Annotated in this window: 12 protein-coding genes and 1 pseudogene; 6 read left to right on the top strand and 7 right to left on the bottom strand. The window is 73.1% G+C overall.

Annotated elements, in window-relative coordinates; genetic code table 11:
* Positions 1–287: 287 nt before the first annotated feature.
* From ABD331_RS24765 to ABD331_RS24780, 4 genes and pseudogenes are all read right to left on the bottom strand, one after another.
* A complete protein-coding gene (locus ABD331_RS24765; protein WP_344478953.1) occupies positions 288–1,508 on the bottom strand; it encodes an RNA-guided endonuclease InsQ/TnpB family protein in 1,221 nt (406 codons plus the stop codon).
* Positions 1,505–2,087: pseudogene (locus tag ABD331_RS24770) on the bottom strand (IS607 family transposase). The gene ABD331_RS24765 and the pseudogene ABD331_RS24770 overlap by 4 nt, the downstream one beginning before the upstream one ends.
* Before the next feature lie 274 nt (positions 2,088–2,361).
* Positions 2,362–3,156: an HAD family hydrolase gene (locus ABD331_RS24775; protein WP_344478955.1), complete on the bottom strand. Its 795-nt coding sequence runs from the start codon at positions 3,154–3,156 to the stop codon at positions 2,362–2,364.
* Positions 3,153–3,932, bottom strand: a complete 780-nt coding sequence (locus ABD331_RS24780; RefSeq protein WP_344478958.1) for a GntR family transcriptional regulator — start codon at positions 3,930–3,932, stop codon at positions 3,153–3,155. Before ABD331_RS24780 ends, ABD331_RS24775 begins: the two co-directional genes overlap by 4 nt.
* Before the next feature lie 155 nt (positions 3,933–4,087).
* Here ABD331_RS24780 and ABD331_RS24785 point away from each other — a divergent pair, with 155 nt between their 5' ends.
* The 4 genes from ABD331_RS24785 (at position 4,088) to phnE (ending at position 7,840) form a co-directional block, all read left to right on the top strand.
* Positions 4,088–5,221, top strand: coding sequence for a TIGR03364 family FAD-dependent oxidoreductase (locus ABD331_RS24785; protein ID WP_344478961.1), 1,134 nt, complete (start codon positions 4,088–4,090; stop codon positions 5,219–5,221).
* Between the two features lie 74 nt (positions 5,222–5,295).
* A complete protein-coding gene (locus ABD331_RS24790; RefSeq protein ID WP_344479095.1) occupies positions 5,296–6,156 on the top strand; it encodes a phosphate/phosphite/phosphonate ABC transporter substrate-binding protein in 861 nt (286 codons plus the stop codon).
* Positions 6,153–6,998, top strand: a complete 846-nt coding sequence (locus tag ABD331_RS24795; RefSeq protein ID WP_344478964.1) for a phosphonate ABC transporter ATP-binding protein — start codon at positions 6,153–6,155, stop codon at positions 6,996–6,998. Before ABD331_RS24790 ends, ABD331_RS24795 begins: the two co-directional genes overlap by 4 nt.
* Complete coding sequence (phnE, locus tag ABD331_RS24800) at positions 6,998–7,840, top strand: phosphonate ABC transporter, permease protein PhnE (protein ID WP_344478968.1); 843 nt, start codon at positions 6,998–7,000, stop codon at positions 7,838–7,840. Before ABD331_RS24795 ends, phnE begins: the two co-directional genes overlap by 1 nt.
* Here the strand turns inward: phnE and ABD331_RS24805 are convergent.
* Positions 7,833–8,450, bottom strand: coding sequence for a short chain dehydrogenase (locus tag ABD331_RS24805; RefSeq protein ID WP_344478970.1), 618 nt, complete (start codon positions 8,448–8,450; stop codon positions 7,833–7,835). The two genes, phnE and ABD331_RS24805, sit on opposite strands and share 8 nt — an antisense overlap.
* A gap of 132 nt (positions 8,451–8,582) precedes the next feature.
* Between ABD331_RS24805 and ABD331_RS24810 the strand changes: the two genes are divergently transcribed.
* Positions 8,583–9,521, top strand: a complete 939-nt coding sequence (locus ABD331_RS24810) for a helix-turn-helix transcriptional regulator (protein WP_344478972.1) — start codon at positions 8,583–8,585, stop codon at positions 9,519–9,521.
* Here ABD331_RS24810 and ABD331_RS24815 read toward each other — a convergent pair.
* Positions 9,495–9,986 carry a MarR family winged helix-turn-helix transcriptional regulator gene (locus tag ABD331_RS24815; protein WP_344478975.1) on the bottom strand — a complete coding sequence of 164 codons (492 nt, stop codon included), beginning with the start codon at positions 9,984–9,986 and terminating at the stop codon, positions 9,495–9,497. The two genes, ABD331_RS24810 and ABD331_RS24815, sit on opposite strands and share 27 nt — an antisense overlap.
* Here ABD331_RS24815 and ABD331_RS24820 point away from each other — a divergent pair.
* On the top strand, positions 9,964–11,139 hold the full coding sequence (locus ABD331_RS24820) for a multidrug effflux MFS transporter (protein ID WP_344478978.1): 1,176 nt from the start codon (positions 9,964–9,966) through the stop codon (positions 11,137–11,139). The two genes, ABD331_RS24815 and ABD331_RS24820, sit on opposite strands and share 23 nt — an antisense overlap.
* A 63-nt stretch (positions 11,140–11,202) precedes the next feature.
* Here the strand turns inward: ABD331_RS24820 and ABD331_RS24825 are convergent, their stop codons facing one another.
* Positions 11,203–12,009, bottom strand: a complete 807-nt coding sequence (locus ABD331_RS24825) for an ABC transporter ATP-binding protein (protein ID WP_344479098.1) — start codon at positions 12,007–12,009, stop codon at positions 11,203–11,205.

Here is a 12,009-nt window from a genome sequence, read left to right on the forward strand (position 1 = left end):
GGCCGCGTACCGGGCGCGGGATCAGGAGTTGCAGCCGCAGCTACAGCCGCTGGCGCAGGAGCAGGAGGATCCGTGTCCGCATGAGCAGGATTTCTTCGTCTTTACCGTCATATTGAATGTGTTGCACGGAACGCGGTCTCTCGAACTCGCTGCGAAGCCACAAAGCCGTTCGGAGAATCTCAGTGATTCTCTTGCCTGCTTCACTGGCATCTGCCTCGATTGCTCGAGGTCTTACGTCGCCTCCACAGGCGTTTAGCGTCTCCGGGGAACTGCCCGGCGACGTGGAGCTAGGCCGCTTGCCGCTCGAGCGTCATCGCGTTGAGCAGGTTGTGGGCAGCGTTGACATCCCGGTCGTGCTCGAGACCGCACCCGCACCTCCACACCCGATCCCCGAGCGTGAGATCGCGATTGATCGCGCCGCAGCCGCCACACAGTCGTGAGGACGGGAACCAGCGGTCGGCCGCCCACACGCTCGAGCCGTACCACTCGGCCTTGTAGGCGAGTTGGCGGAAGAACTCCCCGAACCCGAGATCGCAGAGCGCACGGGCGAGACGGTGATTGGCGACCATGCCGGTCACGTTCAGGGTTTCGACGGCGATGGCCCGCTTGGATCTCGCGAGCATCGTCGTCGTCTTGTGCAGGAAGTCCGCCCGCTGGTGGGCCACGTCAAGGTGGACCCTGGCGAGCCGCTGCACGGCCTTGGCCCGGTTGCTCGAGCCGGACTGCTTCCGCGATACCGCCTTGCCCGCCCGCCGCAACTTGCGGAGCGCGGACTTGAGCGGCTTGGGGGCATGGAGTTCAGTCACGGTGCCGTCGTCGTCCACGATGGTGGCGAACGTCTTCACGCCGACGTCGATCCCGCAGGCCGGCAAATCCTGCGGCACCGCGTGCCGCTCGTTGATGTCGGTCCGGTCGATCTCGAGCTGGAACGACACCCACCAGCGGCCCGCCAGCTCGCGGACGGTGGCCCCGATCACTCGAGCGCGAGCGTCCGACAGGCGCTCTGTCAGCCACGACATGTCCTCACGGGTGCGCACCTTGCCGATCATCGGCAGGTGTACCGACCTCGGGGTGTGCGGGCGAGCTGTTGCCGCGTCGTAGCGGAACCGGGAGCCATGCTTGCGCTTGCGCCAGGCAGGGAATCCGACCTTGTGCCCCGTGCGCTTGCCGGATCTTGAGTCGAAGAAGTTCTTGAACCCCGCCGCCCGGACCCGGCACGCCTCCTTCGGCACTCTGGAGGACAAGCCCTCTGCGGTGAACCACGGGTAGCGGTCGCGGTGCTGACGCCGCCACAACCGCTCAAGCGCGGGAGCCGACCACGGCACCGGCGTCAGGTCCGTTTCGCAAACGCCGTAGGTCTTCTCCGCCTCGCGCTGCTCGAGCGCTGCCCTCACCTTCTCCAGGCAGAAGTTCTCCACCACCCGTGACAGGCCGGCGTGCCGCCCGAGCCGGGACCTCTGCTCGACCGTGGGCGCGAGTTCCACCCGCAAGCCCTGGCGGGTCGTCACGCCGCAGTCCCGGCCGCGTCGAGCGCGGCCTTCGCCCGGCGGGCGGCGGAGCGGCGGCCGTACAGGCGGGCGCAGAACGAGGTCAGGACCTCGGTCATGTCCCGCACCAGATCGTCATCGACCCCGGCTTCGTCCGCCACGACGATGCGGCGGCCGGTCGCCTCGAGCGCGGCCGACAGGTGCTCGAGCCCGAACCGCGCGAGGCGGTCACGATGCTCCACCACGATCACGCTCGCCGAGGGGTCGCGCAGCAGACGAGCAAGCTTCGGCCGCTTGCCGTTCAGCCCGGATCCGACCTCGGTCACGACTTCGGTCACGACTTCGGCCATGGCCAGCCCCATGCCGGTCGCGGCTGTTACGACGCGCCCGGCCTGCCGTTCGAGGTCGGCCTTCTGGCCGGCACTCGAGACCCGGCAATACGCCACCGTACGGCCGTCTGTCTCGGTGGCGTGCTCAAGCACGAGGTACCGGCCGGTCGCGGTCTTGATGACAGGGACGGGCATCTTGCCGTCCCGCGCCCACTGCCAGGCGGTCTGGTAGTGGACGCCGTTCCGCCTCGCCCAATTCGGAGAGCTTCACACATCAATAATCTCAGGTAGAAACTGAAGAACACTGATGGTTTCGCCGACAGCTAACAACCCCCGCCCGCGCGGCAGGAAGGTGCGGTCTCGACACGCGGCGCGCGGAATGCCCCTTGCCGCGGCCTCCACAAGATCACCGTTGCTGGCGACGCGCTGACGCTCCAGCCCCTGGAGCGCCGCCGGCTGAGCAAGGGCACGCACGAGGTGGTGCTGCGCGGGCCGGCGGACGCGTACCGGAACTTCGGCCTCGGCCGCCCCGCGGCTCCGCCTGATCAGAGCGGGGCGCCGAGCAGGGCGGGGATGTCCGCCACGCCCGGTAGGAGGTGAGTGTGGCGGACGGCGCCCAGGGTGGCGGCGTCCTGGCTGCCCGTGAGGACGCCCGCCACGATGCGGGCGCCGGCGTTGGTGCCGGCCTGGAGGTCGCGGACGGTGTCGCCGGCGGTCAGGACGCTGCCGACGTCGTGCACGCCGGTCGCCTCCATCGCCCGGAAGATCATGTACGGTGCCGGGCGGCCCGCTGTCACGTCGTCCACGCAGATCACCGCGTCCAGGACGCCGTGCTCCCAGCCGATCGCGGCCAGCAGCGCCGTGGTGACCTCGCGGTCGAACCCCGTGGTGAGCGCTACCTTGACGCCCATGGTCCGCAGCTCGGCGATCGCCTCGGGAACGCCGGGCAGCGGCGCGGGCGGCCGGGCCGCGTAGGCGGCGCTCAGCCTGGCGCGGAAGTCGGCGAATGCCGCATCGACGCTCTCAACGGACGGCCCGCCACCGAACGCGGCATCGACGCTCTCAGCGGACGTCCCGCCACCGGACGCGGCCCCGGCGTTCCCACCCGACGGCCCGCCACCGGACGCGGCCCCCGCGTTCCCACCCGACGGCCCGCCCTTCAGCGAGCCGGTCAGCAGCGCGGTGATGGCCTCGCGCTTGTCGGCGCCCATCCACCGTTCGATGTCGGCGCCCGACGGGTCGCCGCCCGCCGCCCGCACCGCCTCCTCCAGCGCGAGGTAGACGGCGCCGTGCTCTTCCACGGTGGTGCCGGCGATGTCCAGGACCGCCAGTTCGATCACGGGGTGACTCCTTGCGGGGCTCGGGCGGGAAGCAGGTCGTTGGGGCTGCGCAGCAGCGCCGGATGGGCCTGCTGCGAGTTGTCGATGGTGAAGGAGACGAGGTCGGGCCGGTAGCGGTCGTCGGAGAACTCGACGGGCTCGCCGGCGGCGGAGGAGGTCTGGCGGCGCTCGCGCAGCAGAGGCGCGCCGCGCGGGATGCCCAGCAGCCCGGCGTCGCTCTCGTCGGCGCCGACCGCGTCGATGACGTGGCGGGCCCTGCTGAGGTCGACGCCGCAGCGGCTCAGGTGGGCGAAGACCGACCCGGAGTCGCAGTCGAAGTCGAACAGCAGCCGCCCGACCGGCCAGACGAACGTGGTGCGCTCGACCATGGCGGGCAGGTCGTCCATCAGCCGCAGCCGCAGCATCTGCACGACGGGCTCGCCCTCCTCCAGTCCGAGCGCGTCGGCCGCCTCGGGGGAGGCCGGGCGGCGGGCGATCTCGAGTGTGCGCTGGCCGGGCGTGCGGCCCATCAGCTCCACCCAGCGCGAGAAGGACAGGAAGGTCTCGAACGGCTGGGGCATGCTCTGGCTGCGGACCACGGGCGGCTTGCCGCGCCCGCCGCCGATGAGGCCTTCGGCGCGCAGCGTGGCCAGCGCCTGGCGGATCGGGCCCCGCGAGATGCCCCACTGCTCGCACAGGTGGGACTCGGAGGGGATGGCCGCGCCGACCGGCAGCTCGCCCGAGCTGATGCGGCGGCGCAGATCCGAGGCGACGCGTTCGTGGAGAGGGGCGTCCATGTGACTTGACCATACAGGAGTCGGGACATCCCGCGGAAGCCTCTCGTTCCCCCTATTAACCGGCTCACCTGCGTAAATGACGTGACGGCAAACGCGAGATGACATGTCGGGATCGGGATTGACGTCGCCTGTCCGCGAGCGGCAGCGTACTTATCATGACAAGTCATTCGCCGTGGGACCCGTCTCTCGACGCGGCCGATCTGGTGGTCGTCGGCGCCGGCATCGTGGGGCTGGCCCACGCCGTGGACGCCGTGTCCCGCGGGCTGTCCGTCGTGGTCGTGGAGCGCGACGAGCGCGCCGTCGGCGCCTCGGTGCGCAACTTCGGGCACGGCTGCTTCACCGCCCAGGACGGCCGGTCCCTGCGGTACGCGCTGGCCGCCAGGACCGCCTGGCTGCGCCTGGCCAGGGAGGCCGGGCTCCGGCTGGACGAGAGCGGCACCGTCGTGGTGGCCCGCGCCGACGACGAGTACGCGGTGCTGCGCGAGTTCGCCGCCGCCCGCGACGGCCAGGCCGTGCTGCTCGACGGCCGCGAGGTTGCCGAACGCGTGCCGGTCGGCCCCGGCGTGGTCGGCGGCGCCTGGCTGCCGCTGGACATCCGGGTGGACCCGCGCCAGGCCGTGCACGCCATCGCCGCCTGGCTGGCCGGGCAGGGGGTGCGCTTCCACTGGGCCACCGCCGCGCACCTCGTCGAGCCGGGCCTGGTGACCACCAGCCGGGGCCGGATCAGGGCCGGGCACGTCGTGATGGCCGTCGGCCACGACGTCGACCGGCACTTCCCCGGCCTGGCCGAGCAGGCAGGGCTGCGCCGCTGTGTGCTGCGCATGCTGCGGGTGGCCGACCCGCACGGGCGCCGGATCGACCCGGCCGTGCTGTCCGGCTTCTCGCTGCTGCGTTACGGCGGCTTCGCGGCCTGCCCGACGTCGCCCGCCCTGCGCGCCCGCCTGGAGAGCGAGCGGCCGGAGCTGACCGGCATCGGCCTGAACCTGATGTTCACCCAGCGCCCCGACGGCGACCTGACCATCGGCGACACCCACGCCTACGCCGTCACGCCCGAGCCGTTCGGCGACGACGCGCTCGACCGGCACATCCTGGCCGAGAGCGCCCGCCTGCTCGGCGCGGAGCGGCTGACGGTGCGGGAGCGGTGGCGCGGCGTCTACGCCTCGGCGCCGGAGCCGTTCCTGGTCGCCGCCCCCGTGCCGGGCGTGCGCGTCGTGTCGGTCACGTCCGGCATCGGCATGACCACCGCCCTGGGCCTGGCCCCCGAGGTCCTCGACGACCTGCTGGCCTGAAACCACCCCTTTCTAGGAGAAATCCATGCGCGCACGACCTGCCCTGGCCGCCCTGGCCGTGCCCGGCGCTGCTGCTGACCGGCTGCGGCGGCGGTGACACGGAGGCGACCGGCCCGGCCGCCGCCACCTGCCCGAACGGGAAGATCCGCTTCGGCGTCGAGCCGTACGAGGACCCGGCCAAGCTCAAACCGGCCTACGAGACCCTCGCCGCCGCCCTGCAGAAGACCCTCAACTGCCCCGTCGAGCTGAAGATCGTCGAGGACTACTCGGCCGAGGTGCTGGCCATGCGCAACGGCCAACTCGAAATGGCCCAGTTCGGCCCGCTCGGCTATGTCTTCGCCAGCACCAAGGCCGACGCCCAGCCCGTCGCCTCCTTCGCCGACGCCAAGGGCGCACTGACCACCTACACCGCCGGCATCTGGGTGCCCGTGGACTCTCCGATCACCTCGATCAAGGAACTCAAGGGCAGGTCGCTGGCGCTGTCGAGCCCCGGCTCGACCTCGGGCGACGCGCTCCCCCGCTACGCGCTCAAGACGCAGGGCCTGGCCGAGACCGACGTGCGGATCGACTACGCGGGCGGCCATCCGGAGGCGCTGCTGGCCCTGGCCAACGGCAAGGTGGACGCGGCCGAGATCAACAGCCAGCAGCTCGCCACCGCCCAGGCCGAAGGCACCTTCGACCCCGCCGAGTACCGCCAGGTCTGGACCTCCGACCCCATCCCGAACGACCCCATCACCGTCTCCGGCAAGCTCGACCCCGCGCTGCGCACCGCGATCGCCTCGGGGCTGCTGAAGCTGGGCGCGTCGGACGTCGCCAAGGTCGGCGCGTTCCTCGACGTGAACCCGCCGGGGCCGCTCGTGGCCGTGACCAAGGACACCTACAAGCCGCTGTTCGACCTGGCCACCGCGCTCGGCCTGACCGAGAAGGACGTATGACGATGACCACGGAGGCGGGCGTCCGCGCGGTGCCCGCGCTGGCCGTGCGCGGGCTGCGCAAGTCGTTCTCCGGCCGTACGGTGCTGGACGGGCTCGACCTGAGCCTGGCGCCCGGCGAGTTCCTGGCCCTGCTCGGCGCGAACGGCAGCGGCAAGTCCACCGCGCTGCGCTGCGTCGTCGGGCTGGAGAGCCCCGACGGGGGCGAGATCCTCCTCCACGGCCGGCCCGCCGACACGGCCCCGCTGCGCAGGCGGATGGCGATGATCTTCCAGCAGATCCACCTCGTGCACCGCCGCAGCGCACTCGACAACGTCTGCGCGGGGGCTCTTGGACGGCTGCCGCTGCGCCGCTCGCTCACCCCGATCCTGTTCCCCCGCGAGCTGCGCGAGGAGGCCATGCTCTGCCTGGACCGGGTCGGGATGGCGGACCGGGCCGCCGAACCGGCCGGGCGGCTGTCGGGCGGGCAGCGGCAGCGGGTCGCCATCGCGCGGGCCCTGTGCCAGCGGGCGGAGATCATCCTGGCCGACGAGCCGGTCTCCGCGCTCGACCCGGCGGCGGCCGAGCAGGTGGTCGCGCTGCTGGCCGACCTCGCGCACGACCAGGGGCTGGCCGTCGCCGCCGTGCTCCACCAGCCCGACCTCGCCCGCCGGCACGCCGATCGCGTGGCGGGGCTGCTGCGCGGGCGCGTCCTGCTCGACATCCCGGCCGCGGCCCTCACCGCCGACGCCCTCACCCCCCTGTACACCCCGGACCACCGTCACGCCACCGTCCCTCACGCCGGCCCGGATTCCGGCACCGCCGCCTCTCACGCGGCCGCCTCTCACGCCGATCAGGAGCCCTGATGAGCACCACCGCGGGCGCGCTGCCCCCGGACACCCGCCTCACCCCGCCCCGCCGCCGCCCCGTCACCACGGCGACCGCCACCATCACGGCGGCCGTCGTGATCGCCCACGTGCTGGCCTGGAACGGCACCGAGTTCTCCCCGTCGGCCCTCGTGCAGGGCTGGCGCGGCATGGCGGACTTCGTCGGCCAGGCACTCCCCCCGGACCTGTCCTGGGACGGGGTCCTGCTGCCGGGCTTGCGGGCGGCGCTGGTCACGCTGGGCATCGGCCTGCTGGGCACCACCTTCTCGGTGCCCTTCGCGCTGGTCCTGGCGCTGCTGGCCGCCCGGGCAACAACGCCGGGACGCTGGGCGTACCAGGCGGCCCGCTCGGTGCTGTCGTTCCTGCGCGCCGTGCCCGACGTCGTCTTCGCGCTGGTCTTCGTCACCGCCGTGGGCCTCGGCCCGTTCGCGGGCGTGCTGGCGCTGATCTTCCACAATACGGGCGTGATGGGCAAGCTGTGGGCCGAGGCGATGGAGGAGATCGACCTGGGCCCGCGTGACGCGCTGCGCGTGGGCGGCGCGTCCGGCGTGCAGGCGGCCTCGCACGCGGTGCTGCCCGCCGTGGTGCCGCAGTTCGTCGGGCTGCTGCTCTACCGCTTCGACGTGAACGTGCGCTCGTCGCTGGTGCTCGGGCTGGTGGGGGCCGGCGGCATCGGCTTCCTGGTGAACCAGTCGATCAAGCTGTTCAGGTTCGACGAGATGGTCACCCATCTGGCGATCGTGATGGTGCTGGTGGTCGCGGTGGATCAGCTTTCCGCGTACGTGCGCCGCCGGATCGGCGGTCAGGGCCGGGTCACGTGACCCATGAGGAGATGTCGCGGGACTCCGGGCATGGGAGGGTCTCGCCGTGCGCGCCGCCCTCCACGGCGGCCAGGTAGGCGCGGGCGACGTCGGCCACCGGGGTGCCGCCGGAGGGGTCCATGCCCAGGGCGAGCAGGGTCTCACGGACCCAGCCTGGGCTGACCGCGTTCAGGCGCACGCCGCGCGGCGTCTCGATCGCGGCGGACCGGACGAACGCCTCCAGCCCCGCGTTCACCAGGTGGCCCAGCGAGCTGCCCGGGACCGGCTCGGCGAAGCGCCCGCTGGTGATCGTGATCGATCCGCTGTCGCGTACGTGCGGGAGCGCCCTGCGGACCAGGTTCACCTGCCCGACGAGCTTGCCGCGCATCCCGCGCCAGTACTCCTCGTCCGACGGCGTGTCCAGCGGGCTCAGCCCGCCGCTCACCGCGCAGCACACCACCGCGTCCACCGGCCCGGTCGCGGCGAACAGGGCGTCGAGGGATTCGGGGTCGTCCAGGTCCACGCGTACGGGGCCGCGGCGCAATCCGAGCACCACGTCGTGGCGCGGCTCCAGCGCCCGCGCGACCGCGCTGCCGATGGTTCCCGTCGCACCGATCACGATGATCTTCACTGCTGTCTTCCGTTCCGTTCGGAGGTCTCGCGGAACAGCCTGCGTCCGGACTGCGCGCCGCAGCCAGCCATCCGCTGTGACTACACCTGACAGGTGCAGGCTGGACGGCCGCGGGCCCGCGATACTGGCCCCATGGACAAACACGGCGAACTGGGCGAATTTCTCCGGTCGAGGCGGGCGCGGCTGCGTCCCGAGGACGCCGGGCTGCCCACGTTCGGCGGCCGGCGCCGGGTGCCAGGGCTGCGGCGCGAGGAGCTGGCCCAGCTCGCAGGGGTGAGCGCGGGCTACTACACGCGGCTCGAACAGGGGCAGAGCCCCAACGCCTCGGACGCCGTGCTCGACGCCGTCGCCCGCGTCCTGCGCCTGGACGAGGCCGAGCGGGTGCACCTGTACGCGCTGGCCCGCCCGAAGGCGACCGCGCGCCGCCGCGCGGCCAGGCCCGAGCGGGTGCGTCCCGGCGTGCGCATCATGCTCGACTCCTTCGGGGACGTGCCCGCGCTCGTCCTGGGCCGCTTCCTCGACGTGCTGGCCTGGAACCCGATGGGGCACGCGCTGCTGGCCGGGCACCTCGCTCTCGACGCGCCCGACCGGCCCGCCGACCGGCCCAACGTCGCCCGGATGTTGTTCCTCGACCCGCACCTGCGCGAGCTGTACGACGACTGGCCGCGCAAGGCCCGCTCCACCGTGGCCGACCTGCGGCTCATCGCTGACCGCCATCCCGGCGCGCCCGGCCTGACCGCGCTGGTGGGCGAGCTGACGGTGCGCAGCCCGGAGTTCGCGAAGCTGTGGGCGGCGCACGCGGTGGGCGACTGCGGCACCGGGGTGCGCGGCTACCACCATCCGGTGGTGGGCTCCATGGCGCTGCTCACCGAGTTCATGACGCTGCCGGACGACGAGGGGCAGCGGGTGGCCGTCTACAACGCCGAGCCAGGCTCGCCGTCGGAGGCCGCGCTGCAACTGCTGGCCACCCTCACCGCGGCGGGCAGGCTGCCGGCGGCGCACGGCGAGCCGCCGTCGGCCACCGGCCCAGGGCACGGCGAGCCGTCAGCGGCCCCCGGCTCGCTCGCGTAGCGCCCGCTCCAGGGCCCGCAGCGCAGGAACGGCCCGTACCAGGGCCTCCTGGTGCTCGCCCGAGAGCCCGGCGAGCGTCTCGTCCAGGAAGCGGGCCCGGCCCTCCTCGATCAGCCGCGCGTTCTCCAGCGCCTTCGCCGTGGGCCGCAACCGCGCGGCCCGCCGATCGTCCGGGTCGCTCTCCCGCACGACCAGCCCCAGCTCGGACAGATGCCGCAGAGCCGCGCTCACGTTGCTCGGCTTCATCCCGGTCTCCACCGCGAGCCGCCCCGGGCTGACGCCGGGCCGGTGCACGATGATCCGCAGCAGCTCCACCTCCGTGGCGGGCAGCGGCTCGACGGCGGGCTCGCGCGCGGCGCCGCGCCGGACGGCCCGGCCAGTGCCCCCGAAAAGCCCTGGGGTGTCCGGGCCGCTGCTGCTCGTGCTCGCCCTGCTGTCCGCGATGGCGCCGTTCGCGACGGACATGTACCTGCCCGCCTTCACCGACCTGGCCGCCGACCTCGGCACCGGCGCGTCCAGCGTGCAGCTCACGCTGACCACGTTCCTGTTCGGGCTGGCCGCCGGTCAGCTCGTCATCGGCCCGCTGTCCGACCGGTTCGGCCGCCGCGGCCCCCTCCTGCTGGCCGCCGCCGTGGCCACCCTCGCCGGGGTGTTGTGCGCGCTGACCCCGAACATCTGGTTCCTGGTCGGCGCGCGCTTCCTGCAAGGCTTCTCCGGGGCGGCCGGCATCGTCATCGGCCGGGCCGTGGCCGCCGACCGGGTGTCCGGGCCGGCCGTGGCCAAGATCTTCTCGCTGCTGGCCAGCATCGGCGGCATCGCGCCCGTCGTCGCCCCGCTCGCCGGCGGGGCGCTGGCGCCGCTGGGCTGGCGCAGCGAGTTCTGGGCGCTGACGGGCATCTCCGCGCTGATGCTGATCGGGTCGCTGCTGGTGGTGCCCGAGTCGCTGCCGCCCGAGCGCCGCCACACCGGCGGCCTGGCCGCCACCGGCCGCACCATGCGGCGGCTGCTCGGCGACCGCGGCTACGTCGGCTACACCTGCGCCTTCGCCCTCGGCTTCACCGGCCTGATGGGCTACATCTCCGCCTCGCCGTTCGTCATCCAGAACGTCCTGGGCCTGTCCACCGCCGCCTACACCGTCACCTTCGCGGTCAACGCGCTCGGCCTGCTGTGCGCCGGGCTGCTCACCGCCCGGCTGGTCGGCCGGGTCAGCCCGCGCAAGCTGCTGGGGCGCGGGCAGCTCGTCATCCTGGTGATGTCCGCCGTCCTGCTGGCGCTGCTCGTCGCGGGCGCGCCCGCCGCCGTGGTGCTGCCCGCGCTGTTCCTGCTGGTCAGCTCGTTCACCTTCGTGCTCGGTACGGCCTCCGCGCTGGCCATCGGCCGGGCCCCCGACGCGTCCGGCACCGCGTCCGCGCTGATGGGGTCGCTGCAGTTCACGCTCGGGGCGGTGGTCTCGCCGCTGGTCGGGCTGGGCGGCGAGGACACCGCGATCCCCATGGGCGGCACGCTGGTCGTCGCGGCGGTGCTCGGCATCGGCGCCACCCGCCTCACCAGGGGCGCCCCGCCCGCACCCGGCCACCGCGACGCACCCGCCGGCACCACAGCGACCGCCGGCCAGTGACCGTCCCCACCTGACTGCGGCCCGCAGGTCAGTGACCGTCCCCACCTGACCGCGGCCCGCAGGTTAGTGGCCGGCGTCGCTGGGGGCGGGCGACGCCGGGCGGTGGCCGCTCTTGGCCTGCTGCACCAGCTCGTAGATGTGCCCCCTGAGCTGCGCGAACCGCGGCAGCGACCGGGTGGTGAGCTGGTCACGCTCGTCGGGCAGGTCGATGGCGACCTCTTCGAGCACCACCGTGGGCGAGTTCGACAGCACGATCACCCGCTGCCCCAGATACACCGACTCGTCGATGTCGTGGGTGACGAACAGCACGGTGACGCCGAGCCGCCGCCACAGGGAGCGGACGAGGTCCTCCAGGTCGGCGCGCGTCTGGGCGTCCACGGCGGCGAACGGCTCGTCCATCAGCAGCAGGTGCGGCTCGTAGGCGACCGCGCGGGCGATCGCCACGCGCTGCTGCATGCCGCCGGAGAGCTGCCACGGGTGCGCGTCGTGCGCGTCGGCCAGGCCGACGGCCTCCAGCGCGTCGGCGACGAGCTCCCGCCGCCGCGCCCTGGGCACCCGCTTCTCCTTCAGCGGCAGCTCGACGTTCTGCCGCACGGTCATCCAGGGGAACAGGCTGCGGCCGTACTCCTGGAAGACCACGGCCATGCCGGGCGGCGGGCCGGTGACCCGCTCGCCCTCCAGCACCACCGCGCCGCCGGTGCTGTCCAGCAGCCCGGCGATGCACTTGAGCAGGGTGGTCTTGCCCGCTCCCGACGGCCCGACGATGCAGACCAGCTCGCCTGCGCCGACGGTGAAGGTCAGGTCGCGGACGGCCTCGACGCGGCGGCCCCGTCCCTCGTAGACCTTCTGCAGGCCGCGGACGTCCAGCAT

Source organism: Nonomuraea monospora, from assembly GCF_039531895.1.
In the GTDB taxonomy this organism is placed as follows: Bacteria; Actinomycetota; Actinomycetes; order Streptosporangiales; family Streptosporangiaceae; genus Nonomuraea; species Nonomuraea monospora.

Excerpts from the sequence above, each read along its gene's own strand:
- ABD331_RS24780 (WP_344478958.1), bottom strand. The coding sequence starts at position 3,932 with ATGGACGCCCCTCTCCACGAACGCGTCGCCTCGGATCTGCGCCGCCGC.
- ABD331_RS24785 (WP_344478961.1), top strand. The coding sequence starts at position 4,088 with ATGACAAGTCATTCGCCGTGGGACCCGTCTCTCGACGCGGCCGATCTG.
- ABD331_RS24795 (WP_344478964.1), top strand. The coding sequence starts at position 6,153 with ATGACGATGACCACGGAGGCGGGCGTCCGCGCGGTGCCCGCGCTGGCC.
- phnE (WP_344478968.1), top strand. The coding sequence starts at position 6,998 with ATGAGCACCACCGCGGGCGCGCTGCCCCCGGACACCCGCCTCACCCCG.
- ABD331_RS24810 (WP_344478972.1), top strand. The coding sequence starts at position 8,583 with ATGGACAAACACGGCGAACTGGGCGAATTTCTCCGGTCGAGGCGGGCG.
- ABD331_RS24820 (WP_344478978.1), top strand. The coding sequence starts at position 9,964 with ATGGCGCCGTTCGCGACGGACATGTACCTGCCCGCCTTCACCGACCTG.
- ABD331_RS24815 (WP_344478975.1), bottom strand. The coding sequence starts at position 9,986 with ATGTCCGTCGCGAACGGCGCCATCGCGGACAGCAGGGCGAGCACGAGC.
- ABD331_RS24825 (WP_344479098.1), bottom strand. The coding sequence starts at position 12,009 with ATGCTGGACGTCCGCGGCCTGCAGAAGGTCTACGAGGGACGGGGCCGC.